The organism is Agrobacterium sp. DKPNP3, from assembly GCF_052686535.1.
The window spans coordinates 1-26845 of record NZ_JBQYSN010000049.1 but is presented as its reverse complement, the minus strand read 5'-3'; the positions used below and the strand labels follow the sequence as shown (position 1 = coordinate 26845).

General features: G+C 58.5%; 33 protein-coding genes. 4 read left to right on the top strand and 29 right to left on the bottom strand.

From position 1 onward, the window contains the following. Positions 1-9: 9 nt before the first annotated feature. The 29 genes from ACUTJJ_RS14650 to ACUTJJ_RS14510 form a co-directional block, all read right to left on the bottom strand. Positions 10-1473 (bottom strand): phage tail sheath subtilisin-like domain-containing protein, encoded by a 1464-nt coding sequence (locus tag ACUTJJ_RS14650; protein ID WP_445542618.1) that lies wholly within the window; start codon positions 1471-1473, stop codon positions 10-12. A gap of 114 nt (positions 1474-1587) precedes the next feature. Beyond that, positions 1588-2001, bottom strand: a complete 414-nt coding sequence (locus ACUTJJ_RS14645; RefSeq protein WP_445542617.1) for a hypothetical protein — start codon at positions 1999-2001, stop codon at positions 1588-1590. 3 nt (positions 2002-2004) lie between these two features. Next, complete coding sequence (locus ACUTJJ_RS14640) at positions 2005-3477, bottom strand: hypothetical protein (RefSeq protein ID WP_445542616.1); 1473 nt, start codon at positions 3475-3477, stop codon at positions 2005-2007. A gap of 61 nt (positions 3478-3538) precedes the next feature. After that, positions 3539-3712, bottom strand: a complete 174-nt coding sequence (locus ACUTJJ_RS14635) for a hypothetical protein (RefSeq protein ID WP_445542615.1) — start codon at positions 3710-3712, stop codon at positions 3539-3541. A 9-nt stretch (positions 3713-3721) separates the two neighbouring features. Next, positions 3722-5986 carry a hypothetical protein gene (locus tag ACUTJJ_RS14630; RefSeq protein ID WP_445542614.1) on the bottom strand — a complete coding sequence of 755 codons (2265 nt, stop codon included), beginning with the start codon at positions 5984-5986 and terminating at the stop codon, positions 3722-3724. Positions 5987-5998: 12 nt separating this feature from the next. Further along, the gene (locus ACUTJJ_RS14625) at positions 5999-6664 is read right to left on the bottom strand and encodes a phage tail protein I (RefSeq protein ID WP_445542613.1); all 666 of its coding nucleotides are present in this window, start codon (positions 6662-6664) and stop codon (positions 5999-6001) included. Next, on the bottom strand, positions 6661-7614 hold the full coding sequence (locus ACUTJJ_RS14620) for a baseplate J/gp47 family protein (RefSeq protein WP_445542612.1): 954 nt from the start codon (positions 7612-7614) through the stop codon (positions 6661-6663). The genes ACUTJJ_RS14625 and ACUTJJ_RS14620 overlap by 4 nt, the downstream gene beginning before the upstream one ends. Next, positions 7611-7994, bottom strand: a complete 384-nt coding sequence (locus ACUTJJ_RS14615; RefSeq protein ID WP_445542611.1) for a GPW/gp25 family protein — start codon at positions 7992-7994, stop codon at positions 7611-7613. Before ACUTJJ_RS14615 ends, ACUTJJ_RS14620 begins: the two co-directional genes overlap by 4 nt. After that, on the bottom strand, positions 7945-8145 hold the full coding sequence (locus tag ACUTJJ_RS14610) for a hypothetical protein (RefSeq protein WP_445542610.1): 201 nt from the start codon (positions 8143-8145) through the stop codon (positions 7945-7947). Before ACUTJJ_RS14610 ends, ACUTJJ_RS14615 begins: the two co-directional genes overlap by 50 nt. A gap of 9 nt (positions 8146-8154) precedes the next feature. Beyond that, the gene (locus ACUTJJ_RS14605; protein ID WP_445542609.1) at positions 8155-8715 is read right to left on the bottom strand and encodes a phage baseplate assembly protein V; all 561 of its coding nucleotides are present in this window, start codon (positions 8713-8715) and stop codon (positions 8155-8157) included. Continuing rightward, positions 8712-9464 carry a hypothetical protein gene (locus ACUTJJ_RS14600; protein ID WP_445542608.1) on the bottom strand — a complete coding sequence of 251 codons (753 nt, stop codon included), beginning with the start codon at positions 9462-9464 and terminating at the stop codon, positions 8712-8714. The genes ACUTJJ_RS14605 and ACUTJJ_RS14600 overlap by 4 nt, the downstream gene beginning before the upstream one ends. 14 nt (positions 9465-9478) lie before the next feature. Further along, complete coding sequence (locus ACUTJJ_RS14595; protein WP_445542607.1) at positions 9479-9862, bottom strand: hypothetical protein; 384 nt, start codon at positions 9860-9862, stop codon at positions 9479-9481. Between the two features lie 58 nt (positions 9863-9920). Beyond that, positions 9921-10976: a major capsid protein gene (locus tag ACUTJJ_RS14590; RefSeq protein WP_445542606.1), complete on the bottom strand. Its 1056-nt coding sequence runs from the start codon at positions 10974-10976 to the stop codon at positions 9921-9923. Positions 10977-11065: 89 nt separating this feature from the next. Next, on the bottom strand, positions 11066-11503 hold the full coding sequence (locus tag ACUTJJ_RS14585; protein WP_445542605.1) for a head decoration protein: 438 nt from the start codon (positions 11501-11503) through the stop codon (positions 11066-11068). 53 nt (positions 11504-11556) lie between these two features. After that, entirely contained in the window at positions 11557-12600 is a 1044-nt protein-coding gene (locus ACUTJJ_RS14580) for a head maturation protease, ClpP-related (protein WP_142182549.1), read from the bottom strand. An 11-nt stretch (positions 12601-12611) separates the two neighbouring features. After that, a complete protein-coding gene (locus tag ACUTJJ_RS14575) occupies positions 12612-12869 on the bottom strand; it encodes a hypothetical protein (RefSeq protein WP_080823777.1) in 258 nt (85 codons plus the stop codon). Then, the gene (locus ACUTJJ_RS14570) at positions 12869-14524 is read right to left on the bottom strand and encodes a phage portal protein (protein WP_445542604.1); all 1656 of its coding nucleotides are present in this window, start codon (positions 14522-14524) and stop codon (positions 12869-12871) included. Before ACUTJJ_RS14570 ends, ACUTJJ_RS14575 begins: the two co-directional genes overlap by 1 nt. Next, positions 14521-16635, bottom strand: a complete 2115-nt coding sequence (locus tag ACUTJJ_RS14565; protein WP_445542603.1) for a phage terminase large subunit family protein — start codon at positions 16633-16635, stop codon at positions 14521-14523. The genes ACUTJJ_RS14570 and ACUTJJ_RS14565 overlap by 4 nt, the downstream gene beginning before the upstream one ends. A gap of 17 nt (positions 16636-16652) precedes the next feature. Further along, on the bottom strand, positions 16653-17258 hold the full coding sequence (locus tag ACUTJJ_RS14560; protein ID WP_445542602.1) for a hypothetical protein: 606 nt from the start codon (positions 17256-17258) through the stop codon (positions 16653-16655). A 178-nt stretch (positions 17259-17436) separates the two neighbouring features. Beyond that, complete coding sequence (locus ACUTJJ_RS14555; RefSeq protein WP_445542601.1) at positions 17437-18009, bottom strand: hypothetical protein; 573 nt, start codon at positions 18007-18009, stop codon at positions 17437-17439. A gap of 230 nt (positions 18010-18239) precedes the next feature. Continuing rightward, positions 18240-18824, bottom strand: coding sequence for a transcription termination/antitermination protein NusG (gene nusG / locus ACUTJJ_RS14550; protein WP_020811236.1), 585 nt, complete (start codon positions 18822-18824; stop codon positions 18240-18242). Between the two features lie 80 nt (positions 18825-18904). Further along, positions 18905-20086, bottom strand: a complete 1182-nt coding sequence (locus tag ACUTJJ_RS14545; RefSeq protein WP_445542624.1) for a helix-turn-helix domain-containing protein — start codon at positions 20084-20086, stop codon at positions 18905-18907. A 69-nt stretch (positions 20087-20155) separates the two neighbouring features. Then, positions 20156-20680 carry a hypothetical protein gene (locus tag ACUTJJ_RS14540; protein ID WP_020811234.1) on the bottom strand — a complete coding sequence of 175 codons (525 nt, stop codon included), beginning with the start codon at positions 20678-20680 and terminating at the stop codon, positions 20156-20158. Continuing rightward, positions 20677-22482, bottom strand: a complete 1806-nt coding sequence (locus tag ACUTJJ_RS14535; protein ID WP_445542600.1) for a DNA cytosine methyltransferase — start codon at positions 22480-22482, stop codon at positions 20677-20679. Before ACUTJJ_RS14535 ends, ACUTJJ_RS14540 begins: the two co-directional genes overlap by 4 nt. Continuing rightward, positions 22479-23831 (bottom strand): MT-A70 family methyltransferase, encoded by a 1353-nt coding sequence (locus ACUTJJ_RS14530; RefSeq protein ID WP_445542599.1) that lies wholly within the window; start codon positions 23829-23831, stop codon positions 22479-22481. The genes ACUTJJ_RS14535 and ACUTJJ_RS14530 overlap by 4 nt, the downstream gene beginning before the upstream one ends. After that, positions 23828-24007 (bottom strand): hypothetical protein, encoded by a 180-nt coding sequence (locus ACUTJJ_RS14525; protein ID WP_445542598.1) that lies wholly within the window; start codon positions 24005-24007, stop codon positions 23828-23830. Before ACUTJJ_RS14525 ends, ACUTJJ_RS14530 begins: the two co-directional genes overlap by 4 nt. Before the next feature lie 50 nt (positions 24008-24057). Beyond that, a complete protein-coding gene (locus tag ACUTJJ_RS14520) occupies positions 24058-24315 on the bottom strand; it encodes a hypothetical protein (RefSeq protein ID WP_020811230.1) in 258 nt (85 codons plus the stop codon). Further along, a complete protein-coding gene (locus ACUTJJ_RS14515; RefSeq protein ID WP_020811229.1) occupies positions 24312-24782 on the bottom strand; it encodes a hypothetical protein in 471 nt (156 codons plus the stop codon). Before ACUTJJ_RS14515 ends, ACUTJJ_RS14520 begins: the two co-directional genes overlap by 4 nt. A 222-nt stretch (positions 24783-25004) precedes the next feature. Then, complete coding sequence (locus ACUTJJ_RS14510; protein ID WP_234797457.1) at positions 25005-25289, bottom strand: helix-turn-helix domain-containing protein; 285 nt, start codon at positions 25287-25289, stop codon at positions 25005-25007. A gap of 3 nt (positions 25290-25292) precedes the next feature. On the opposite strand from ACUTJJ_RS14510, the gene ACUTJJ_RS14505 reads away from it, so the two are divergent. The 4 genes from ACUTJJ_RS14505 to ACUTJJ_RS14490 all read left to right on the top strand — a co-directional run. Then, the gene (locus ACUTJJ_RS14505; RefSeq protein WP_020811227.1) at positions 25293-25991 is read left to right on the top strand and encodes a LexA family transcriptional regulator; all 699 of its coding nucleotides are present in this window, start codon (positions 25293-25295) and stop codon (positions 25989-25991) included. A 244-nt stretch (positions 25992-26235) separates the two neighbouring features. Further along, entirely contained in the window at positions 26236-26418 is a 183-nt protein-coding gene (locus ACUTJJ_RS14500; protein ID WP_445542597.1) for a hypothetical protein, read from the top strand. A gap of 100 nt (positions 26419-26518) precedes the next feature. Continuing rightward, positions 26519-26692, top strand: a complete 174-nt coding sequence (locus tag ACUTJJ_RS14495; RefSeq protein ID WP_445542596.1) for a hypothetical protein — start codon at positions 26519-26521, stop codon at positions 26690-26692. Next, positions 26685-26845, top strand: a 161-nt coding sequence (locus ACUTJJ_RS14490; protein ID WP_445542623.1) for a DUF5131 family protein, incomplete at its 3' end; no start/stop codon positions are given. The genes ACUTJJ_RS14495 and ACUTJJ_RS14490, both read left to right, overlap by 8 nt.

Sequence of the window (26845 nt, the reverse complement as noted above, 5' to 3'; positions counted from 1 at the left end):
GGCTACTCCTTATGCGGCAACCGAGAGCGGGCCGGTTTCGATAAGCCCATTCACTTCATCCAGCAGAAGCCGGTAGTAGAGAATGTTGCGGTGAGTGGTGATGTGGATTTGCTCCATGATGGCAACAGGCTCGAACTCGACGTGCAGGAAGATTTTGCCGTTTGCCATCAAGGTCGGATCATTCAGCGCCGGGAACCAGCACCTGCCGCCGAGAATGTCATCATTGTTCTTGAAGACGCGAAGGGCGGCGTTCCCGTCCTCAATCATCATCTTCATATTCGCCTTCGTGAACTTGCGATCCACGTAAGCGAAATAGATATCTTCCAGCGACTCGTTGATCATGTCGGCCGTGGCGCGGACGTTATCGAATTGCCAGATCGGATCATCAGTCGCCAGACGGCTACCCCAGGTGCGGAAGCCGCCACGCTCGTTGATGATCGTCGCCACCTGATTTTCGTTCAGGTAGTTGGAATCATCGGGATACATGATCGTGCGGGCAACGCCGTCGATGGTGCGGATGATCTTGTTCGAAACCGAACCGGATACACCCTCACTGGATGCCACGACGCGAGAGCGCACGCCGGCGAACACAGCAGCGACGGGCTTTGTCACTGGAACGCCATTCACGTTCTTGATGACCTTCGGATCAATAACCAGAATGCGACCACCGTTGATGGTGCGACGGAAGCGCAGGGCTTCGGCATTTGTCGTGTTCGGGCCGCTGATGTAAGCGCGAGCGCGGATTTTCGGGGTAACGGCATTCAGAGCCGAAACAAAAGGATTAGCCACGTCACCGACATTCGCAGTCGCTTCCGGCAGCACCTTGGCGGCATCATCGCCGCCGCCTTCGAAACTGATGACAGGTTGCTCCGAAAGCTTTTTGCCGGGCTTGACGACGCGGACGGCCACAACCTTATCCGCGTTGGTCCCTTCACCCATGACGGCTTCCAGCGTCGGCAGCTCCTTGCCCTGATCATTGCCGCCGCCCGTTGCTTTCACGATTGGCGGCTCAGTCAGTTTGGAGCCTTCGGCAACAACGGAAACCGATACGACGCCGGCTTCCACCCATGCGCCAGTATTGCCTGCCGTGATGATGACGCGCGGCTGATAACCCGTCAGACCCTTGGCGCGAAGCACCGCGTAAATGCCGGTTCGCGCGACCAGGTCGCCGATAAGGTTCGCCTGCAGAGTTGCCGGATCGGCGCTGTGCTCGACGCGGTTAACGATGCACCACGATCCGCCTTCGCCGAAAACCGTCTTCACGTCTTCAAGCAAGGTGCCGTCCGCACCGAGGCCGCTCGCTTTCGGTTCAGAAGTGACGAGCGTCGGCGTGTTCAGCGGAAAGGCGGCCGGATCGGCATCAGGTGCCGTGCCGTTGATGAAAGTGATGCCTTGGCGCTGGACACGAAGAAGCGACGGGGTTTCCGTGCTTTCGGTCAAGGTCACGCCATGCGCATAGGCCAGGTCAGCCATTATGGACTCCTTTATAGTTTCCAGATTTTGAAGGGGGTGTCCGGTCATTACCGGAATAAGGGAGCGCCTCGCCGAGGCGGCGAGGCGGGGTTTATTATGACTTCGGCCGAGAGCCTAAGCCGAGGCGGCTTCAAGCCACATGGCGTCGATCTGCGCTTCAGTCAGACCGAGCGCTGACGCGATCAACAAAAGGGTCGGGTGCGACCGCTCGAATGTGCTTGCATCGGCCCATTCTATTTGTGCCTCAGCTTTTTCCAGCCCCTCTGGCATCCCTTCGATTGCGGCCTCGACGGTAGACAGGGAAATTCCGTTTCGGACTAAAGTCAATCGAAGCTGGCGGCGCGTGATGGGAGGGGGCGGTGGCGGAACCTCAACATACGCTTCCAGCGTATTGCCCGCCGCGATCCACGCTTCAACCTCTTCCCATAATGGGCTTTCCTTGCCGAAGTTGAGGTAGGTTGACCCATCCGCAAAGGGACCGCCCTCGAATGAACCGTCGCTTTTTTCTCTGATGTACTCGATGGGCATGTGTCACTCCGCAAAAAGCAAATAACGCTTGTCGATGGCGTAGACGTCACCAGCTCCTGCGGAGATAAGCTCGCCGCGAGCGCCGTAAGGTACAACGTTGTAAAAGTTGAACGCTTTGCCATTGTAGAAACTACCGGTCCCAAGATCGATGATATCCGGGGCGCGGCGCATGGCAGACCATTGCAGCGGGGCAACCAGTGCCCAATCGTTGCCCGGCAGGTAGCCGCGCATGTTCATCGTGAGTGGCTGGCAATAGAAGTCCACTCGGCGTCGTTCAAGGTCGGGGTCATACCATGGAACGGGCAATTCTTCGCCGGTAGCATCGCCGTCGACAATTGATACCATTGCAAGATCAATCCATCCGGCCGGCTTTCTGGTCAGGCCACCATTTCTAACCCGGTAGTTTGTCCCGCCATCCAGCCAGAACAGAATGTCCGAGTTGCTATTATCGTCTGTTCCGAGGGTCTTGCCGGCAATGTCGGGCGCGACAAATTTGACCTTAAACCGCTGCCACGCAGTCGTTACGTCGACTGTTCCGAGGTATGTAAGAACACCGGGGCTGGGAGAGCCACCAGACCCAAAGTTCTGCCCCAACTCTAACGGAAGCGGTCGGGCATAACTGCACCTCGCAGAAAAATGCAATGTCACCAGTTTGCCCGCAAATTTAGTGACGTCATATATTGTCTGCGCCTTGACTGCGTAAGCTCCGGCATTGTCAGAGCCGGGCGTCCAGTAGGTTCTGGAGTAAAAGCGAGGATAACCGGGAACTTCGATTTGTCCCGGCGCGAAACTCAGCCGGTCAGTGGACATGACCGAAGACTCAAAATTATTGAACCAACGATCATGGGAGCCGTACCCTTTGGCGGTCTGGCTAGTTCCGCGCCGCCAATATTGGAAGTTGCCATTGATCAGGTAATCACGGCCCGCAGCGCCGCCCTTCATCACCTGCGCAAATATCCGGACTTCTTCAGGGGTGAGACCCTTGCCCTTGTTTCCCTTGTCATCAGCGAAGCCAACGACTTGACCGGCAACAACCCCGCCATCTGGTCCGGTTATCCTCTTGTCGAGGGCCTGCCCGGTAGCTGTGCTGATTGGCTTATCAGCGTCCGAGGTGTTGTTGACTTTGTCTAACCCAACGTCAGCCTTGGAAAGCTCGACGTCTACGGACAGCTCTTTGCCGTTGATCTTGCGTCCAACGGGAACCTTGCCGGAAAGCCCTTCGGACAGGGCGAGCGCCGTCGCATAGTAGGAAGGCTCCTTTCCGCCGAACTTCAGCGTGTCGGGTGCTTTACCCCCGATAATGATCTGGTCAATTTGGGCCTGCGCCAGATCGATGGATGTTTTCAGGTTTACGAGCTGGGGCGCAACATTCACTTGAATGTAGTCGAGTGAGGCTTGGATACCTCGCTCTTCAAGTTCCGTGAACGATGCTGCTCGCGCTTCCACCGTCAAAAGCCGAGCGTCAAGATCGCCCATTGTGTAATTCCACAATAGCCGATCAATCAGCGTCTTTGGCCACGATGGAAGCTGGTAGCCGTCAGACCTCTCTGGCATAGTCCAGCACCTCGTCACCTTCCTGCGCAAGGATCGCCTCAACCAACGTTCCACGCATATTGATTTCGTTCAGAGGGTAGTAGGTGAACCGCCCCCGCTTCACGACGCGAGACAGCTTCACATCGTAGGATTTTTCCGGATCAATCTTGAAAGCCATGGGAACCCCTTAAAGCGCAGCAATGAAAGCATCCTGCACGAACGGCACGGACACGACATTGTTGGTGGTGGCAGCAGGGTGCATGCGTGCAGCATTGGCAGCAGCGCCGAGCGTGTAGGTTGAAAGATAGGTCCGGCGCGTAGGCACCTGCGCGTCAATGGTCATTTCCGTCGCGTCAGGCGTAACCAATGCGTTGCCCACCATAATGGCCGGCGTGAAGGTGTGACGCTCCGGATCGAAGCTATCCAAGGTGTATTGTGTCTGGATATGCGTAGTCGCAAATCCAAACGGGAAGCTTTTACTGACGGCCCGCATTGTGCTGCGGTTTCTGGCAACGCGCGAAACGGCCTTTTGATCAAGCTGGATCATCGGCTGCAAATCAGCCGTTCCCATCATGACCATGCGCAGCTCAACCGAAGCAGGAAGGCCAACGAGCGGGTTCGTCGTCGGATCGCCGTCATCCAGTTCGGTCCAGACATTCGAGCCGGAAGGCCGGATTTCCCAACCGAGCTGGCAACCGCCCGGCACCCAGCCGGCAAACAGCATGTCGATTTGCGTCATGCCGTCCGCAAGGTTGAGTGCCTGCATCGGAATGACAGTTCGTGGGCTGTGATACCGTGCGGCATTAAGGCGGAAGCAAATGTCGGTTTCCGTAGAGCCTTGCGAGAAAGCGCCGTCTGTTGTCAGGAACTGCGTTCCGCCCGTGTACTTGTTTGCGGCTGAAACATGCAACGCATGCGCGCCCGTTGTCACGGTAACGAAGGCATATCGCTTTCCGCTTTCCAGCAACGTTATAGGCAAAACAGCTTTGTTCCAGCCGACGACAAGATCGGCATGGTTCAACTTGCCCTGCGCCAGAACCGCATCAAAACGCGGCATGCCGCCCGTTGTGGTTTCCACGATGAACACATGCACGTCGCCGTCAGCGCCGACGCGGGCAAACGATAGGTCGAGGCTTGTCAACTGCATCGGCTGGGCGACAAGGAACGACTGCCCATAGATGGAACCGTTCACGCCGACATCTTCAGTGACGTATTGCCAGTAGGGTTCGCTATACATCTCGTAGCGAATTTGCCTCACGCCATATGTTTGGTGGCCGGGACCGCCGCTACCGCGCACCTCGACGACCTCGAAAGTTTCGCCCCCCACATTGAGCATCTGCCCGACGCGGGAATCACCGCCAAGGCCAGACCAACCGGCCTGATTTTCGCAGGCCCATTGCGTTGGGCCGTAGGTGATACGGATGCGAGACGCTTCCTTGCGCACAAGGGTCGTTTCGGTATGGACAAGCTGCGAGATATTTAGCGTGCCATCCAGCGAGGTGTTGGCAATGCGCGTCACCTCACTGAAGGCTGGCACCATGCGCCGGCCACGGAAGGCGATCTTCGGATCATCTTCCGCCTGCACTTCAAGTCGCGCCTGCGCTTCGGCCGCAAACCCGAACCGGACACCTTCTTCAATGCGCGCCAGCCAGTCCACATGCGTCATGTCCCAACGGTCGGGAATGAGCGCCTGGTCGAAAACATAGGCGCGGGCCTCGTCCGGCAGATCGACCTTAAGCCGCGCCGCACCGATATCGCGCTGCATCTGACGAATAATGACAGGGCGAGGGATTTCGGTCAGCTTGGCCTTGATGTTGACGATCTGCGTTTCAATCGTCTCCGTCCGCATGAAAAGGCCATCGAGATCGACTTCCAGCGCCGTGACCCGCCCCTCCACTTCGAAGAGCGTTTTCACGCGGTCGCTGTTGCCCGGCTCGATGGTATCGACGCCGGTTGCAGTCAGAAGCACGTAAGCGATGCATGCGTCCGTAGCATCGACCACAGGCTTAACCGGGACGGGGTTTGCTTCGCCTTGCTGCACGATCAGCTCGACAACGCGGCGGATCGTCTTTGGCGTGGTGCGGTTGACGATGACGCTGGTTTCCGGATCGTCCGATGTTTCAAACGGCCGGTTTGCCGTTTCAGTCACTTCCTTGCCACGCAGAAGAATGGCAACCCAGCGCTGGTCAGATGCGGCGACCGGAATATGAAGCTGAAGGTTCATATTCTTCGGCTCTACCTGCGCATAGACGATCTTGCCGGCGACATAACGCCCGGTTGAAACCGTGATTTCCTGCGCAGACTTACGAGCGACCGTGAAAGCTGCCCAATGGCCGGGATAGCCGATAGCATCGAGCCAAAGATGATCGGCTGCGTCCTGTGCCTGCAAACCGATGGCTTCGAAATCGGCGTGATCGGCGATTTCGGCTTCAGAAAAAGCAGTTCTCTGCATGATTGTTTTCCCTCAATCCAGCCGCTTGCGGTCCATGTAACCGCCAATGGCATGGCTTCCGTCGATGAAGATGTTGTCGTCAAAGGTGATGCCGCGCCGCCAAGCGAAGGAAACCGAGTAGAGCGTTTCCGGCGTTTTGGCGGTGGTCATGGCCAGCTTGGCGCGGCGGATGGGTTCAAGGTTTACCGGCGACATTGCGGCCCGCCCGAAGGCGCTACGGCCGATCTGGAAGCGATTCTTCGGGGCGGTCAGCGTGACGCGCACCAGGTAGTGCGCGACGAATGGCTTATGCGCGATGGGCGTTCGCCCGATCACCGCCCGGCCAAAGGTGAAGCGGCTCGGATGTGCGATGCGATCCACAATCTCCGCATCGACAAAGGCAAGATAGCGCTTCAGTCCGGCAAGGGTGCCTTTCAGCGCCGCCAATGGTGACGCCGGATAGAGCGTGGAAACGCCCGCGCATTGCGCGATCATTTCCCGCTTTCGCTCGTCGGTCCAATCGTCAAACCAGAGATCGACCGAATGATGCACGGCAAGCCATGGGAGGAACCGCGCCGGCGTCTGGTATGGGTCCATCAGCACGGCGTAAGGGATCGGCAAGTCATCCGACATTGCGGCGGCAAGCGCCTTTTCGAATTCTTCCGATGATGGCGGAAGCAAAACGCCTACATCGCTCATGCCCGCACCTCGATCTGAACATCAAGGCTGGTCATGACGGGCACCTTGTACGGGTCAGGCTCGATGACAACGGGCGCAAGATCGCGCACCCGGATCACGCCATCGCCGAAGGCAGCGCCCGAAAGCAGGGCTTCCGGGACTTCGCCGCCGATCAGGATGCGGGAGGTTGCCGCCGCGATGATGCGCTTTTCCGCTTCCGCCTTGATGATGCCGGCGCTGGCGCGAGCGGCCACGATTTCCAGCGACAGCGAAACCGCATATTCGGTGCGGCCGGCCGCCATGACCGAAATGGCAACGGCTTCAGGCGCGCGGTCTGGATGCGTGACAGCAGCCCGGATAATGGCCAGCTCGGCATCTGTCGGAAGCCTGCCCATCGGACCGGCTATGACTACATCCGTATCACCGCGCCGGCCGTGGACCGCCCGGCCGTTCACTCGCGCATCCCAAAGCCCTAACGACTTGTCAGCGGATTGCGGCCATGCCGTCCAGGCATCGAAGAGATAGCGACCAGCCGAACCAGCAGCCGGCAAATCGAAGGACAGGAGATAGCGACGAAGCAAGGCGTCATCGCTTTCCATGATGGCGGCCGAGCTGGGCGTGGCAGAGGCGACAACCAGCCGCACGATGTTGCGGCCGGCTGTAATGGCTTCCAGATTGCTGCCCTTGGCATAGGCCGCCAGCAGCGACCGAAAGGCATCGTTGACGCGCTGGCGATCCATCAGGCGTAGATAAGACCACGCTTCGCCGACAATGCCGGCAGGATCGGTTTCAAGGTTTTGCACGTCATAGACCGGCAAGGCCGGATTGATGGCGCGCATCTGGTTCCAAAATTCAAGAAACCGAACCTTGAAGGCCGAATAGAGGGTTTCGAAATCCAGCGCCTCGATGGCATCCGGAGCCGGCAGGCGCGAAACGTCGATGGCGGCCGGCGCGTAAACAGCAAGTGTCATGATGATCTGCCCGCTATGACGACCCGCGTGCTTTGATCTTCCGCAATGGAATAATCGCCGCGATGGCCGAGAGGATAATAGACGCCGAAGATTTCCAGCGAGATTTTGCCGCTCGCGTCGGCACGGCTGACTTTTCCGAACCGCATCCGGAAACGCGGTTCCCATTTCTGGATTGCGATTGCGGCCGAGGAATAGAGCGCCAGCACGTTACGGCGCGTCATCTTGGCATCGACCAGGTCCGGCAGCTCCGAACCGAAATCACGCCGCATGACGCGCGCGCCGATTGGCGTGTTGAGGATTTTGGCGATTGACTGCCGGGTATGATCCCAATCAGTCAGGGGTGCGCCGGTTGCGGCGTTGACGCCGGTTGAGCTTGGCATCCTCTTTCCCCTTTTCATCGATTAGCGAAACGACATCGCCGAAGGGCGGCGCAAGCTCGCGGGCCTGATCGGCAGTCAGTTGGATGGGTTCGCCGGCATCACGCCAGCGCCCGGCAATCTCGCAGCCGGTGCGAACCGTGTAATTTTTCATGGGGGTTCCTCAGTCTATCGCGAAGACTGTTTCCGAGCCTTCGACAATCGGCCACATGCCGGCAGACGATCCCGATCTGACGTGCACCTTGTCGCCGATCCGCGCGACCTGCTTGCCGCCGTCGCCGCCGAGCTGCACGTTATCGGATTGAACGATGACCTTGGCGGCGGTGACTTTCACAAGCCCGCCCGTCGCCTCGATGACGGTATCGCCGATCTTGATGTGAAACGGCGTGTCGCTGTTTTCGCGGGCGTTCTCGTCGCTATAGGTCGAGAAGTCGATCTGCGCGTCTGCGAGATCGCCGCTTTCGGACACCACGTCCACTTGCTCCCCGATGCTGTAAAGTACATCGACCTTGACGCCACCGGCCGAAAGCGTGCGCGCTTTGATCCATGGCGTCACGTAGGGTTCCTCACCCTGCCGAGACAGTTCAACGCGGTACTTGCTCTTGTCGTCGCTGATTTCGGTAATCTTGCCCTTGCGGCGACGGTTGCGCTCGCGGCGTTCGATATCGGCAATCCGGTAATTCAGTTCCTCGATATGGTGGACTAGCCAGTCATCACCCTTCATGGCGCACCCCCATCCGGAAGCGTCAGCAGCATGGCGTCCGCTTCGCTGTGTGTCATGCCATAGCGCCGCATCGCCGCCGCCAGCTCTTCATCCTCGCCGGCGATCTGCGCTTTCATGAGTGCGATCTTTTTGACCATGTCCGGCTCGCGGTGCACCAGGTCGCTTTCGCATTTGGCGAAGAATGCGGCCATCGGCGTTCCCGGCTTCAGGGGGTGGCCCGCGACCGGCTCGGCAATGGCGGCAACAGTCATTTTCATCTGATGCGCCGCCAACCGAACGCCGTTCGTGTCGCCGCTGATACGCGCGCGCTGGCATTTCTCGACCCGCAAAATCAGGCTGTTGAATATCGCGGCCCACTCATTGTCCGGATCAGCCAGCGCATCGGCAATCTGGCGAAGCGTCATATCGAGATAGAATTCGAAGTTGGCGTCGGCCGCAGGAAGGCCATTCATGATGACCTTTTCATCCGTAAGCGGATCGGTCATCAGGTGCGGCGAAGCAACGCCGGCTTCAAAAACCAGATCGATTTCACCGCTGGCGATCAGGGAGCGCAATTCAAGGCCGCTCACCTGTTTGCTGTCGTCGGTATAGACCGAAACGAATTGCTTTTCCTGCGGGGTTTTAAGCTCGCCGGCAGAGCTGGTTTCCAAAGCGCCAATCTCGCTATCGAGAACATTGTCGCCAACAAGAGTGCGGCCCTTGAAAGCTTGAACGGCGCAGATGCGGAGGGCAATACGAACAAGAGACATGGCACCTACCAGCGTCAGGCTTGATTAAGTCCGGCAATCAGCCGGGTGTGATTTCGGTCATCGACCGTGGAAATTTCAAAGACAGGCTCGCCCGGCCGATCCAAGGCGCGCAACTTGTCTTTCTTGCGAAGGACGATATCGGGGTATTCGGTGCGGTCGATGTAGAGAGCCGCTTTTCCCGCCGCGATCCGCGAGTGCAGGGAGCGGCCGCCGCTGACATCGAGTGGCCCGTCCTTTTCGTCGCCAGTCCGCAGAACCGCCATGATGACGACTTGCGGCCGGTCCGGATCGGCTTTCTCGTTTTTCATGGGCGACAGGCGAATGCGCTCCGCAAACCTTTGGTCGACTCCGGACACAATCGCATCGCGCGCGGCCCGAAAGGAAGAAGCAACCGGCATGGCAATCCCCATGGAGTGGGCCCGGCCGCCGAACTGGCGACCGGACGTTTGTTGATGATCAGTTGCTGGTTTTGAGCTGCACCAGGCAGTCAGGCTGCTTGCAGATGGCCAGCATGTTGGACTGCGATTTCATTTCGAGGCCGGTTCCGTGATCGAGAACCTTAGTCGAGATGAAGATCGAACCGTCTTCACCTTCCGTAGGCGCCTGATTGACGCGGTCGATATGATACGCCGGGCCGTCATAGGTGCGGAACATGGATTGCGTGCCGGTCGGATAGGCCGTGCCGCTGTTGTCATCCACATTCTTTACCGTCGAGATAGCGCCATCGTTCGCTTTGACCGGCAGACCGCCCTTGTACTCGCGGAAGAGAATGTCACCGAATTCGAAGACGCGGCCCCAATTGCCGCCGAGGCGCTGGCGTTCGAGCGTTGTATGAAGGCCTGAATTATTCGCCTGCACCCAAAACTTTTCGACCTTGGCATGCGAGATCAGCTTGGAGAAGAATTTCGTATCGACCACGGCTTCCACCGCGCCGACCGTTTCGCCTCTGGCATTGCTGATGATGTGGTCGCTTGCTTCCTCGCACTTGGCGCGGACATCGGTAGAGGCCGTCCCGAGCGCGAAATCGATTTCCTTCTTTTCGACGCCGAACGTGTCGTAAAGATTGTAGAGCGTGCGAAGCTTGCCGTCCTTGATTTCGCCGCGGAGCATGCCCAGCCGCAGGAACTCGCGGGTAATCGCGTGGTTCTTACGGATGATGACAAGCTTGCGTTCAAGCTCGGCGTCGAGCGAGCGCTCGGTGATTTCGCCGTTGACCACTTCGAGCATGCCGTCGATATCGCCGACAAGGATGTTTTCGAAGTGGGTGAAATGGGGGATCGCAATGATCATGCCGTTCTGGTCATCATCGCCGGCAACCTCACCAGGTGCACCCGGCTCCTGATGCGAAAGAACGACGATCTGGCCGTCGCGGAAGTCGATGCGAACCATGCGCGAACGCTTCGGTTCGCTCGGCGCGATGTTGAGCGCGTTCAGGAGGCCGAAGGTATTCGGCAGTTTGTTGACCTCGTCAGTGAGTTCAACGTTGGAGTAAGGCAGCAAGATTTCAGGCATTGCCGATTGTTCCTTGTGAAGAAAAAGGCGCAGGACATCGCGTCCCGCGCGCGCAGGCTGAAAGGCCGGCTATTGTTGGAAAGGGTGGATCAGGCGCGCAGGATCAGGCCGAGGCGGTCTTCAATATCTGCGATGGCGGCGGCCTGCTGTTCGGCAGTAACGCCAGCGGGCCAGACGATGTTGGCACGGCTGAGAACAGAGAAGCGACGGGAATAAAGCAGACCGTCAACGCGGTCCACGCCTTCCGGCGCTTCGCAGTCCTTCAGGCAAACGCCGTGCACGATCTGGCTACCGTCCGTCGCGGTCGGGTCCCATGCGACCAGCTTGCCGAGCTTGTCGCCGGCCGGCGCTTCCTCGGTTCCGGCGATCCGGCCGACGAGCTGGCCGAGCTTGACCAGGCGGGCGCTACCGCCAGTGCCGCCAAGCAGGGTGCCAACGGCACGCGAGATTTCGGGATCTACTTCCTTCTTGAGCAGCGTGGACATGCCGGGGGTCTGCTGGAATTTCATGACAGGCAAAGTGCCCATGGTTCTTTCCTTTCGAAAGGAATTGGAGTTTCAGGTGTGGCGCGCGGAGCCGATCAGCTCTTTTTCATCTTGGCGGCGCGGGCATCCATGCGGGCGGACAGACCGCCCTTGGCCTGCGGCTTGCCGTTCGGTTCGCGGTTGAGGTTTTCCGCATTCATCATGCGGCGCGGCGGCTGGTATTCTTCCTCGCCGGCGTCCGCTTTCGGCGCGACGGAAAGTGTAGCCTTGGCGGCCTCAACAGTGTTGCCGGCGTTGAACAAATGTTCGGCAAGCGCCTCGCGGCCCTTGGCTTCATCCAGCGCCATGATGGCGGCGCGGCGGTCAAGCGCCTCTTTAACGGCGTCGTTCGCGGAGGCCGTCAGTTTCGCGACCTGTTCTTTCAGGCCATTGTTTTCCGTTTCAAGCAGCGCGGCGCGCTCTGCGTCGGTCATGGTGGTTTCCTTTGGAGGGTTTGGCGTTTGGGTCTTCGGCGGATGGCTGGATGCCATCGACCATTTCTTCGTTTTCGCCAGCGCAACCAGTTTTTGTGGCGCGTGCGCAAACAGGCTGTAATCGAAGGCCGCAACCGGCTTTGCCTTTGTGGTGGCCGTCGCATCGGCGAAGCCCTCGGCAACCGCCTCATCGGGGGTAAACCAGCGTTCTGCCTTCATGATTTCGCGGCAGTCTTCAGCGCTCTTGCCGGACTTTGCGGCGTAGACGCGCGCATAAGAGGTCGCCAAGGCTTCCAGCGCCTCGATTGTCTTGCTGTGCTCGCTGGAATTTCCGAAGGTGAAACCGCTCGGGTCATGGATCATCATCACGGAGCCGGCCGTCATGGTGACGGTTGCGCCAGCCATGGCGATCAGCGAGGCGGCCGACGCGGCAATGCCTTCGATGACAATATTCGTGATGCCGGGGCGAGCCGACAACAGCGCGTGGATTGCAGCGCCTTCCGTCGCAACGCCGCCGCCCGAATTCAGATGAACATCGAGGTCGGACTCGCTGTCGATCTGAGAGAGCGCAACGATCACATCAGCGGCGGTAAAACCGTCATCGTAGTAATACTCGCCGACATAGCCGGAAAGCCGAAGCTTTCCGCCTTCAAGAATTGCAGCCATTTGGGATTACCTCAGTAGGGCCGGAAACGACCGCTGATAGCGTGTCGCCGAATTTTGGGTTTCTCGCCGCGCGCAATCTGGCAATTGCGGAGGGCTTCATTCAAAGCGCGCTGCACCTGGTCGAGCGAGGCGGTGGAATAGCGCATCATGTCTTCGCCGAAGCGGCCTTCCGTCATCATTTCGCCGGTAAGCAACGCTTCCTCGACGCGGCGCAGTTTGGCTGCGCGCGCGCACCAGTCGATCTTCAAAGGATCGTCATTATCGGCCATCAGGCGGCCTCCTTTGTTGGATCGCGGTTGCCTTCGGCAGCAGCCCCAAGCGGCCCGCCGCCCCCGCCTTGCGAGCGGCCAAACGGATGCGGAACGCCTTCAGCGTCGAACATCCTCTTTTCGATGCCGAGCTGGGCGATCTGTTCTTCGCCGTTTCTGCCAACGAGCGCGCATTCGTCATGGAAAGTGGAAATTCCCGTTTCCATACGAACCTTGGCAGCAAGCGCCGCCTTGTAATCGTCGGCAGATGGTGCAGCCGGTCCGCTCCATTCAGACTGGAAGACGCTTTCGCGGTCCCGGCTGAAGGCTGCGTATCCGCCCTTGAATGGAATGATCTTGCGAAAGATCATCTCATCAAGCCAGCGCTCGAAAACACCCTGAAGGAACGGGGCAACGATCCGCGAGCGGCGGCGCATGACGATAGGCCAGATGGTGGCAACGGCCATGCGAACCGACGAATACGAGGCGTTGGAATGATCCATCGCCAGCGCCTCGTAAGTGATACCGAGGCACCGGGCTATTTCCTTCAGGAGACTTTGGAAGAACGGCAGATACTGCGAACCCGGCGTTGCTGCCGAATGCATTTCGAAAGTTTCGCCCGGTCCAAGATGATTGATGCGGCCGGACTCGGACATTGAAATGCCCTTGTTCTTCAGGGCATCAATTCGATTGCCCCAAACGTCCATCAAGTCTTCCTGCAGGCCGCCGATGAATTCGTTCCAATCACCCTCATAACCCTCGGGCGCTTCCATATCGGAAAGCGTCCGGATGGCGTCAAACGCGGATTCGCTGGGTTCGGGACTTTTGATCGTCGCGGCGAAGATGGTCTGTATCAGCGCCGTGGCCAGCGTTGCATCCGCGAGCTGGTCGGACTGTGCGATGACCTTCAGCGCTGGCGCAATGACCGAAATCCCGCGCGGGCTGTTGAGGTTCGCGGCGCGGTCCATGACATGGATAACGTCAGCGCCGTCAATAGTCCGATCGGTCTCGATACCGTTCTTGCGGACGCGGAACTTGTAGCCAATCGCCCGGTTGTGTTCGTCATGATAGACGCCCTGATCAAGCCCCTCGCTTTCGATGGTCGTGCGCGGGCAACGATGAGAAGCAAGAATTGAAACCTTCAGGCCGGTTTTCAAGCCGAGACGGCGTTGTTCATCCAAGGGCAGATGATCGAGAACCGCAAAGCCCTCGCCCGAGGCAAGAAAGCTCAACAACAGTGCTTCTGCCATATCGGCAATCGTCGCCTTGCCGGCGAGATCGCATTCCTTCGGGTTCCACGCAAAGCGCCGCCATGCCCGTTCAACCTTGCGGCACCACGCGGAGGCCTGCTTTTTGGTGTAGCCGAAGGCTTCGAGCTGGGAGCGCAGATTGAGTTTCAGTTCGTCGCCGATGGTGTCGGTGATGATCTGTTGAACCGCGCCCGATATCCAGCCGCTATTCTGCATGAAGTCGAAGGCAAGCGCCGAGGCGCGTTCGGCCGACTCGCGAACATCGAGCCGGGCATCGCGCGTGACGGCGCGGCGCATGGCAAGGGTTCCTGCCGTGTCGCCGCGCAGATACCGCGCAGTCATCTTTCGCGCCAGCGGCTTCTTTGCGGCCGGGGCAGTTACCCGAACCGAATTTGCCTTGACGCGATGGCGAGGTTTTTCACTCAAGAGTATGACCCCCAACGTTTGCGCTGACGCGACTTTTTGCCGGTTGCTTGCGCTGGTTTCGGTTTTTGCTTGCTGAAGGGGCTTTCATCGGCCAGGTCGAACAAGTCGTTGATCTGTTCCGGTGTGCCGTGAAGATCACGGAGCAAATCGGCCCAGCGGTCCGTTGTCAGCCGGCGCTTGTTTTCGAGGTGCCAAGCCAGTGCGTAGGCGTAAACAGTCACGTCAAACCAGTCGTTCTGGCGACCGTTGATCTTTTTCCATTTGCGCCCGGCTTTTGGACTGACCAGCTTTTTAGAGCTGCGCTTGAGGCTGGTTCGCGCCTCTTCGGCCTCATCGACCAGCCGTTCGGCCGTCAGCTCCTGAGCGAATTCACTGTCGCAAAGGTTGGCGGCAAAATGGATGGTGCCCCGTGGCCACTGTTTATCCTCGCCGACGCCTTGCACCAGGTTGGCGAGAGCGGCGGTAACGGCAGTTTTCACATCGTAGAGGCCGACCGGATAAAGCAGGACTTTCGCAATCACGCGGTTGCGATGGTCCTTGATATCCTTCTTTTTCGGCGTTCCGAGCCATGGCAGGCCGATGGGTTCGCGACCGTCGAGGGCAAGCACATTCGGCCGGCCGGCGCAGAACCGGTAAACGCGATCCGTTGCCCAACCGGTATCGACACCGGAAATGTCGATACTCTTTTCATTACCGCTCGCCGTGACATAGGTCCGCGAGAGCGCGTCTGAAAGCTTGATCCAAGGTTCGTCCGACTTGTCGGGCGATCCCTCGAAAACCTCGCGGTCTATAAGGCAATACTGCCCACGCGGGCCGATGGCGTAGACACCCCACTTGATGCCGTAGCCTTGAACGTCAGCCGCCGAGACCAGCAGAGCCGCCCATTCGGGTATGACGTTGTTCGGTATGGCCTCGTCGCGCGCCGCCTGAACGATCTTTTCGTGATCGATTTCCTCGCCGCCCGGATCATATGGCAACGCCAAATCCTGCTGATAGAACGTCTTCAGCTTTGTGGTGTTGCCTTCGGCGTCTTTCCAGCGCTTCCAGATTTCAGACCACTTTTCGCGCGGCGCATAAGCCGCCCAAAGGTGATAGCTCGGTTGCCAGTCTCGGCACCTGCCCTCTAGCGGAGGGCATAGCCATTTCGGCAGATCGGCCGGCGCTATCGCGAACGGCACGGGATTTTCATCCTCCTGAACGCGCCGCGCGATCCAGTGCGCCTGTTCTTCCATCTGGCGCTTGTGGCCGTCAAGGATCGGTTCGTTACACCCGAGGCAACGCATGTGGACCGGCAAGCCGCGCTCCGCATCGGGACCGCGCATCTGATCGAATTCGAGCGCCTGATAGGTGCCGCAATGAGGACAGGGCATGTAGCGGTAACGCTGGTCGCCAGCCTCGAAATCTTCGGTGATGGCGCATTCGCCAGCGATGCCCGGCGTTGATCCCTGCCATTCCTTGGCAAGATCGCCGTACATCTTCTGACGCGCCCGCGCCTGATCGCGAGGACTACCGCGACCGTCAACATCGGCCGGGTAGCCCGTGACTTCGTCCATCGCCAGATACTTGATGGACACCATCTGCAAGCCCTTGGAAGAACCTGCATTGACGATCTGACAGAAGCCGCCGGCGTAACGCTTGAACGCTGACGTGCTGCCCTGTTCGTCGCGGCTGTTGACCGGCAACACCTTGTGAGCGATGCGGGGCGATACCTCGATTGTCGGCTGCAATTTGATGCGGTTGAACTTCGTCGCTTCTTCCAGCGTCGGCAGCACGATCATCATCGAGCCGGGCGCTTGATCCACGATGAAGCAAAACCAGTTTTCAATTGCGGTCGATTTGCCGAGCTGGGCGGCCCAGCGGCACGTAACCCGCCGCGCCGGATGATCCGGATGCAGGCAATCTTGCGGCTCGCGCAGATACGGAACGCGGTCCGTCAGGAAGTCGCCCGGCCACGGCGAACCCGATTCCGGCGACACCTTGCGATAAGCGTCAGAAAATTCGCTGATCGTCAGGTCTTCAGTCGGCCGGCTGGCGGCGGCCATGCCGCGAAAGAGGACCAATGCGCCATGGGTAAGCTCTGGAAATCGTGCGCGAGCATTGTGAATTGTCACTGTTAAGCCCGCCCTGATTACTCTTGCTGAACGAGTTCACCGCCTTCGGCTTGGCGCTTCAGCGCTTCAAGCTGCTTTGTCACCTGCTCATTGAAGGTGGCCAGACCGAGTTTGGCGAAGCCCTTCAGAGCCAGGCGAACGGTTCGTTCGTCCCAGCCGAATTTGAGCGAGAGCGTTGCGGCTTCCGGCTCGATGGCGCGCTCGAATGCACTTTGCATCAAGGCAACCGCATCGCGCCCGGCCTGATCGACCTCGTCAACGGTGGTGAGTTCACCCCGCCGTTTGGCGAGGTCCATTTCCTTCAGCTCTGCTTCAGCGAGCGCTTTGCGCGCGCTGCCATCGGCCTGCGTTTTGTTACGAGTGTGGACGTTGCCCGAAGCAGGTGCCGGGATAGCCACACTGCTAAACAGCGTACCGGCCGGGGTGGAACGGATGCGGATGTTGCCGGATCGATGCTCGACCAGGGCGATGTAATCAACCTTGTTCGACTTTCCGTCTTCGCGAAGCGGCAATGCTTCGGCGTGCTGCTTGAGGTAGCGGGAGAGCGTCGAGCGGTCCACCTTGTCGCCGGATTGCGTCAATCGCGCCGCCGCTTCGGTGATGGAAATCCAGTCTTCGTCCATCAAATCCATCCGTGCAAGCGTGCGTGCATCGTGCGTGTATGCGTGTACCGCTTTTCGAAAGTGCAACTAGTGAAATCCCGCAGTACCCCTGTCCCGTATGGTCGATTTTCTTCGAATACGGTCCCTAAATGGGGGGGGGTGGGGGGTGCCGCCCTTCAAAGGGGGCAGGGTCGAAGGGTCACGGGACCAGCTTATCAAGCACCGCCGAGACACGTTGATCGAGGAGCGGCGCGGCGATCCGATGGAAGGCGGCGGCCGTAGCGCCAGTGGACATTTCCACGGGAATGAAGACACCCGACCGGGCGAAGGTGATTTTACTGCCCGACGAATTCAGCCGGTAGTAAACGTGCCCGTTGAACTTCGGAACCTCTTTTCGATCCGGGAACAACCCGCCCCGCATGAAAGTGCCGGGGTAAAGCGTTGCCTTGCCGAATGGCCTTGCCACCACGCCAGCCGGCGTTTCCTTCGGCCGAAGATACTTGAGGCGGATGTTTCCGCCCCGCGTCGTCATGTCGTAGATATACCGACCGGGCCGAGCTGCCGCAGGATTGCCAATCGCCTTGACGATAACCTGCCGTGGCAAGCCGGTCTGTTTCGTCAGCTCACGGATGACAACCGTTTTCGAACGGTTGCCCACCTGGTTGACGATGCGGGGCAAGACTTTCGGGAATTGCGCATTCAGCGTTTGAAGCCGATTGCCGTACTTGGCAAGGTTTCTATCGGCCCATTTGATCGTCAAAACACCAGACATGGCCGCGCCTCCGGGAAATTACCCCTATACAAACGCAAAAGGCGACCGGTTAAGGTCGCCTTCTGAAAACATAGCTATCGCACCGACCCTGACTCGATGCCTCAGAAGCGAGGCCGGCAAGGCTGGGTTCCGGATCGCCTGTTCCCTGTAACCGTCTGGTTAGCTCTGGCAGCGTCTAGCGCTGGCATATGAGGGTGGCGAATCCGAAATATCCGTTGCCCAAATGACTCTCACACCTTTTTCAGAAATGCAAGCGGCAGTGTGACGGGCTTTAAACGATCCCCAAAAGCCTCAATCCAAACGGTTGCTCTGGCGTTTCTGGCGGCTGTTACCTGCACCACGACGCAATCATGACCGGCAAAAGGCCCGTGGGTGATTTGAACTTTGCTGCCCTGCCCTATCGAACGATCAACGGCCATGCGGCTTACATCGTTCGTGTCGCAGATGGCCTTCAGCTTCGTAACATCAGCCAGCCGGACTTCGTAATAGCCCGTGGAACCGCCCACGAAGTCCACCACGCCCTCTTGCAGTTTCAGCCCAAAGAACGCTTCGGCCGAGGGCAGCACCCTAACCAGCATGTAACCGGGCAGAAGCGCGCTTTCGCCTTCGACCTTCACCCCTTTTTTCACCGCCGTCCAACGTTCGCGTGGCACGAAAACGTCAACGCCGGCATCTTTGAGGTTTTGTTCAAGCGTCAGTTCCCGGCCTCCAAAGACCGCCATGCAGAACCATTTTGCCCTTGTCGGCTCATCCTCGAAACGCGCCATGGCGGCGGCGCTGAGTTGCTGGATCGCAAGTCGGAGCCGTCGCGTCATGCGCCTTTTTTGCCATTCCGATGGCTCGTTTTGTGCGCAAACGTCCACTTGCGCCCCTGATTTCTTTCCCCGCATCCGCGTCAAACCTTGCTAATCTGTGTTTCAAATTCGGTGATAGCGGCCTCAACAGCCGTATCGAGATTGGTTTCGGCCGGATCGACGGGCGGAAAGCGCATGCCCATAGGCGGCATCCATGAGAACCACGGCCAGCATCGACGTTCGTGCAGACGCTTCCACGCCGCCAGCAGCTCGCTATCAGGCGCGACCCATTGGAACCGTTCGGAAATCGGCTCCAAAAACGTGGAGCATCGCCAAGGCTCGCGCCGTCTGGCGGCAAAAAGCATCCCCTCGACAACGCTTGCGCAGTAGTCAATCAGCTTATTGCGGCTGATTTCCTCAAAAGACTTTTGGCCGGAATCGACCATGATCTTTTCGATAGGCGCTAACCGGATTGGCTGGTTTGAGGCCGTCAAAAGCATTTCGAGCCATGTCGCCATCCAGAGATTGGAAAATGATTTTGCCGGCACTTTCGCGACCGGACCACTCGCTGGTGGCAGCTCTTTCCATGCCTTTTTTCGCAAGTAGATGGCTGGGCTGTAGGGCTTCACCCTGCCCTCAATCCACCTGAGATACGATGGCGTCAACCGGATGCATTCCCGCCGATCCGCGTCAGCCAGCTTGTCCCATTCCGCTTTCGCCTCGTCACGGCTGTAATCTTCGTGGCGCGGCCACGTCGGTTTCCACCGCTCAAACTCGCGGTTTATCCGCTTTCGCTCTGTCGGCGTCAGTGCGCGCTCGCCCGCGCCTCTTTCTGGAGAGTTAATTGGAGAGGTAAGTGGAGAGTTATTATAGAGGGGGCGCTCTGCCCCCAGCTTATGGGGCGCAGCGCCCCCAGCTTCGGGGCGCAATTCCCCCACCTCGCCAGTGCCGGCATCGTCATAAGGTGAGGGCATGACGCCGCCACCTTGCTGCAATAATTCCGGATGGCTGTAGCCGTCTGGCCAGCGCGCAACGTACTTCTTTTGACGCCATTTTTGACCTTTCATGCCGGCGCTTTCGACCCGCAGCCAGCCCTTTTCTTCGGCGGCACGCAGATGAATCCGGATTGTCTTGCGGTCACGTCCGCTTTTTTCGACCAGGTCGCCAATGGGAGGAAAGCAACGGTCGCCTTCGCGGTTCATGAATTCGGAAAGCACACGCAGAACGTCGCGCGTCGTCGCCGGCAGATCGGAATTACCGATTGCCCAACGCCACCGCCACATCCGCGATTGCTCCTTTCGTGTTCTGTTTTCGCTCATTTTCTGTCCTTAAGCCCCGACATATGCTCGATTTCACCCTTTCCAGTTTTCGTAAGCGCGGCGCAGATCGAGCCATCTGCGGGCCGCTTGCGTGTCTTCGTTGAGTTGATTTTTGGAACTGATCGCGAGAACGCTTTTCAGCCGCGTATCGGCCGCCGTTTGCGTTCGGACCTGACCGCCCGCCGTGGTGGCCTCTAGGAAGCGCCAGAACGATGGTTCTTTCGCTGTAATGGCTGCATTGGCCGCGTAGTTCTTTTCGCGTTCCTTGCGGTCCTCATGGCCCAAGGCGCGGCGCAGGGCGGCGATGATCTTGCCGGCCCTTTCACCAACATCGAGAAGCAGTCGAGCGACATCGAGGCCGAGCGCGACCAGCTCGATTTCGTGTGACAAGGCATCCTTGCTGAAGGTTGCGATAATGGTCGCTTCGTCCATGTGGCGAAACGAGACCAGGTGCACCCGGTCATCGTCGGTTTCGACAACCCATTTATCGCCGGCCAGCCGGTCCGCGAGGTAGCGAACCCGATCAACCTTCCGTTGTTCGGCTTGATGATCCCTCATGCGGCGACCGCCTTGACCGCGAGGTGATTGCAGTTTGCCGCCGCGAGTGCTTTTGCCACGGGCGGGCAAACGCTATTTCCAACACAGGAAATCTGCACTTCCTTCGTGAAGGGAACCCACGCCGGGCCGCCATTATGGCCTATCTGCGAGCGATCATAGTAACCATCGATCTTGTAATCAGCCGGGAAGCCCTGCGCCGTGTAAAGCTCGCGGGGCGTGAGCATACGCATGCCGATATCGACAACAACAAATGTCAGGCCGTCGATATCCAGCGTGACGAACTCGCGATCATCCCAAAGGCCATGGGACCGCATGAAATCCGCCACCTGCCGCGCGCGAGCTGCTTGCGCCTCCGTGAATGGCGGAATGCCAATTTCTGCCTCAAGATGAGCGTGGCGCGCCTTACAAGTCGCGGTCCGCATCGGCTCATCGCCGCGCGAACCTTCGCCAGTCTCGTAATAGGATTGAAGGAACGGCAGTATCAGACGGCTTTTGCCCTGCCCTTCCGGCATTACAGTGCCGCAAGGCTGTTTCATGCTGTGGCCGGTAGAGGTTCCGAAATCCCGCGCCACGTAAGCGGCAACGAGTTGTTGATGGCTTCCAGTTTGGGTGACGGCCGACAAAGGCGCGGACGCCGGACGGCCCGGATTTACCCCGCCGATGCGTCGGCTATCGTTATTGTGCTGGGCCATGAACGCGCAAATGACGGCGTTTTGATCCTTATCGCTGGCAGTGATGGTATGCGCGGGCGTCCGAACAGAACGGTTTGCCCCTCCCTGCTGGGCGTAAGTCAGCACAGGCGCGACAAAGGCATGCTTGCCGCTACCGGCAACAACGGTTCCTAACGGTTGATCAGCTGACATGCAGCGTGGCGCTTGCCCTGCCCGCTCACCGTATCCGACCTGCACCAGGTATGGCCGACCGGCACGCAACACAAACCTGTCAAACCCGCGCGCCACCCGAGCCAAGGAATTGTCAGCAAGGGGCCGCTTGGCTTGCACGCCGTGCTTTTCCTTGATTTCTGCAGTCGTGTCGAAGATTGAAGGGCAAGGAATGCTGTAGTCGATGCATTCACCCACGATAGGCCACGGGAGCTTGCGGCCGGCAATTACTTCCGGATCATCCGGACGGCCATGCGTTGGCACCGGCCAAACAATGGGCTGGCCGTCAAAACGAATGATGATGAACAACCGCTTACGGATCGTCGGCGCGCCATAGTCGCACCCGCGCAGCTCGCGGCTTTCCATTTTGCCGCCAAGCTTGCGGATGGCCTTGCACCACTTCCGATAGCTTTGCCCTTTCTTTTCAGGATCAGGCATTAGGCCGCGCGGGGTCATGATGAGCGGGCCGTAATCCTTAAATTCCTCGACATTCTCCATCATGACGACATCGACCTTGCCGCCGCTTTTCTGGATGCGTTCAATCCAGCCGGGAATGATCCAGCAAAGGTCACGAATATTCCGCTCTACAGGCTTGCCGCCCTTGGCTTTGCTGAAGTGCTTGCAGTCAGGCGAGAACCACGCCAGTCCAATATGCTTGCCGCGCAGATGGTCTAGCGGATCGACCTTGTAGACGTTTTCCGAAAGGTGAATTGTGTCCGGGTGATTTTCCTCATGCAGCCTAAGCGCCAGAGCATTGTGATTGATGGCATAGTCTGGCGACCGGCCAAGCGCTTGTTCAATGCCCGTCGAAGCGCCGCCGCCACCCGCGAAGCTGTCTATGATGTACGGTCCATTTGGGCCGATGGCAGGCGTCGCCGCCAAAAGCGTGCTTGCGAAAAGTGCACCAACATGAGCGTTCATGCCGCACCGCCTTCCGGCGCGCCGGCTTGATTGCCCCAAAAATCCCATAGGCCGTTGAGTCGAATATCGCTTTCGGCCAGACTGTCTTTGCGCTGAAAAAGTTCAAGCTTGCGCAGATCAGGCCACAGCCGGTCAATCTGCTCGGCGAACCATACCGGTTTGCGGCTATGCTCGGTCTTGGCCTCACAGTGCAGGCTGGCTGGCTGGGTGCCCTCTAAAGGAGCCATCGAAATGGAGCCGCGCTTTCCTATCAACAGCAGCTCGTGACGATCCCGAACCCATCGACCCATGCCGATGTTGACCTTGTCCCAAGCCATGCAGGTGACGTACTCAAAGCCCCAAGCTTCAAGCACGGCGATGCCGTCAGGCAGGCGATTGGCGGTCACCCAAAGATAAAGCACCGCATCGCGTGTAAACGGCGACTTGTCGCCAGCGCAGAGCGCCTTGATTTCCTCTACCGGCATAGGAGGATAAGGAAGCCCCTTGTCCTGCCCGGTTTCGTCGCTCCAAGCCTCTTGCTTCCATGGCGGATCAGCATAACCAACCGAATACGCCGCACGCGGCATTTCGGCCGTGGACCTGCGGCCCTGCTCAGCAATCAGGCTGATCATCCGAAGGCGTGACGCCCGACTACTTGCGCGCTCGGCATTGCGAACGACCTTGTTTTCCGCCTTCACCGCCCTGTCAGCAGCGAGTAGCGCGCGGACATAGCTTTCCTGCGCTTCGGGCGTCTCAATCTTTTTAAGATGATCGAGCGTCACCCCGTTGTTGTGTCGGGTGCCGATGAGCTGCTGAATTGCGGACTTGGAAATCTTTTCGCCACGCTCGACATCGCGCCGGATGGAACGTTCATCCCTACCAGTCGCCTCGGCAGTTGCGGCGGCAAACGACTTGGCGTCACGGACAACTTGTCCGCCACGTCCCTGCGCTGCGTTTGAGGCCAGAGCCTGCGCAACCCCTTTAGCCGTTTCCGGGTATTTGATGAGATGCAGCTCTTTGCGCCGAGCCATGAACAAAGCGCGCTCGGCGACACTCAAATCGGAGCGGATGAGGTTCTCGTCAATTTCCCATAGCTCGCGATCCGTGTCGTCGCCCTGCTCATGAAAGCAAAGAATGGTTGACATGCCCAACCTGGTGCACGCTTCCAGACGATGACCGCCGGCGCTAAGGCGAACTGTCGCATCCGCCTCATCGCCATACACCGTGATAGGGGTTTTAAGACCAACCGCTTTGATTGAATCCATGAACGAAAGCACTTTGGCTTCATCCAGATTGCGCAGCCGGGTTCCGATGATGATCTTTTCAATGTGCCGGGCGACGGCAATCTTCTTCTTTGGTTCGAGGATCATCGGCTAGGCTCCGTCCGAACATAGTTCCCGTGATCCGACGCCTTCAGCTTTTCGCCGACGCGCTTGCCACTCATTCCGCGCGCGAGCATCTTTTCGGCCGCCTGCGGATGAAACTGGAAAGCCGCACCAGAAATGGCGCGGCGAGCATCGACCGGGAGAGCATCGAAGCGCCGCATCGTCGCGGCCTTTTCTGGATTTGGGGGAGGAAGCCGATCCGGACCGTCCATCAGTCAGCCCTCACGATGACATCGAGATATCGCCGGCCGCTATCCTTCAGATAGACGCGGGCTGGCCCGGTCTTCGGTTCTTCGATCCGGCAATATCCGGCCTCCGTGCACGCCTTGGCACGGTCGCGATCATAGATGCGAATGAGGCTCATCTTTCCGCCCGCCACATCGCGCAGCATGAAAAGAAACTGCCGATCCAGCCTGCTAAGTGGCTTCTGGAAAATCCGGGTGGCCGGGGAGTTGCGAGCGGGCTTCATTCGTCACCGCCGATCATCATCGCGTCGAGGCGGGCCAAAGCGATCTTTGCGGACGCAATTCGCTTGCGGATTTCCTTCCGCTCGTAAGCATCCGCATGGCCGTCCGACAGTGCGTTCGCAACCTCATCGACCACATCGTCGAGTACGCGATCAAGCTTGAGCAGGCTCAGCGGGCAGAGCTTGACATCATCCCCTTCCGGCAGATCGTCACGGACCAGCGCAAAGCCCAGCTCCCTTGCCATCGTGGTGACGATGAACGGGTGCGGCGATCTGCGATCCAGATCGACAGCAAGATCAACTCGAATGAAATTCTCTTTCCACTGCTCGTCTTGCGATGCGTATTTCGACAACGCGGAAATACCGACGCCGAGCAACCCGGAGGCGGAAGATGTTCCGCCGACCGCATCATATGCTGCCTGCGTATTAGCCTTGAGAGCACTTTCAAAAATCTTGGAATTCTGACGCACTTAGAGACCCCACAAAAGCAAGGAAAAAAAATCTGGAAATGATTCCGTGAATGCCGTTCGCAGGCGGCGTATTCAGGTGACAGCTACAGAGTTACGGAGATCACCCGATGCGAAACAAAGTTAGAAACCCGCGCCAGAGCATCAGTGAGATTGCGCCCCGGCGCGGGCCGCAGCAGGCCGGGAGGAAAGGCCGCGCGATTGGAAACTATGGTGGTGCCCGCTCTATTCATTTGCGGCACCTGCCGGTTCAGAAAACAGGTCCGAGCGATTGGCTTTCAACCATTCAAGACGCTGGTTGTGCATGTCGATGACGGCAACGTCATTGTTGGTCACATCACGGATGCGCTCGACCAAGTGAGCATCGGCGCGATTTTCCCCGTCCTCGTAACGCTGATAGGTGCGCGCCCTCTCGATACCGAGAAGCGCCGCCATGTCAGCCAGGGTCTTTCCGCGCGTCAGTCGCCACTCTTTCAATCGCATGGCCGGGAATATGTCGATAAACGACAATAAATGTCAATCAAAATACTTGTCGAAAACCGACATACCGCATTTGTCGAAAATCGCTATAAAGAAACCATGACAAATCAGATCAGAAAAATTCGGGAAATGAGTGGCAAGACGCAGGCGGAAGCGGCTGCGGTGCTTGATATCACTACTGAAAATTACAACCGGCTGGAAACGGGCAAGACGCAGTTAACCCTTTCCAAGATAGAAAAGCTGGCCGAGTTTTTCCACAGGCAGCCGGCCGAACTGATCGCCAGCCACGGCAATGTGCGGACGGTTAGGGTGCGTCAGCATGTGCAGGCGGGGGAATGGGCAGAATCACTGCTCTGGCATGAAGACGATTGCTATGACGTAATCGTTCCGAATGATCCAGAGTTTCAGAATGTCATGCTTTATGGCGCGGAAACGCGCGGACCGTCTATGAATAAGCGTTATGCCGAAGGTTCGGCAGTCATTTACACCAGCCTGATGGAAACGGGAGAATCCCCTATCCCCGGCAAAAGATACATCGTGGAGCGAGAGCGTGCAGACGGCTTGCGCGAAGCCACGGTGAAAACGCTGTTCAAGGATGACGAAGGAAAATTCTGGTTGCTGCCGGAATCGAATGATCCCCGTCACCAGCAGCCCATCGACTTGAGCGGCGGCGATAACGACATCGTGAGGATCGTAGGTAGAGTGACGTTCTCGGTACAACGCGAGACGTAAAGCACCCAACCAAAGCAACCAAATTTTCAAAGACCTATGTCATTGATCGACATAGGTCTTTTTTTGTTCTCCTTATGTATTGTCGAAAATCGACATGCGGTTGCTTGACTTTGATTGTCGTTTATCGACATATTCCCGCCATCCCGAACCGTTGAGCCCCCTCACGGCAGAAGGGTTCCCGGATGGGCGGCTTTCCTCGAAATGTCATGCCGCCCATCCACCTCAACAGGATGGAGAACCAGGCATGAAACAGCGCTCGCAGGAAGAGAACAAGATCATCAACAAGATAGCGGATGCAATTTTGGGCCTTGGCGAAGGCTGCACCGAAAACGATATCGCCGACCGATTTACCCGCGAACAGATCAAAAAATACGGCGAGGAGGCCCGCGAGCTGGCCGGCCGCCTCGCCCGTCGTGAAGCGGCCTAACGCCCCTTCCGGTTTCCGCACCTTCGCCTGCGCAGGCAGGTGCGGTTTCCCGAATAGACGGACAGGCCATGCCCAACACCCCGCACAAAGCGACTTGCAAATGAACACCAGCTCCAGCCGTAAGCCAAAATCGCTTTTCCGCATCACATATCGCGACGGCGCGACGTTGACGACAACAGCCGCCACTTCGGTTCTGGCAGGCGCACAGGCCGAGCGACAACGCCCCGGCGCGATCAAGAGCATCAAGTTTTTGAAGAAGGTTTCCCATGGCTGAAACAACGAAGATTTCGTGGGCAGATATGACGTTCAATCCTTGGATTGGCTGCACCCGCCTATCGCCCGCCTGCGACGGCTGTTACGCGGCCTTCTTGATGGAAACTCGCATGGGCCGCGCCGAGTGGGGCGGGCCGGGAAAAGGCAACGGCAC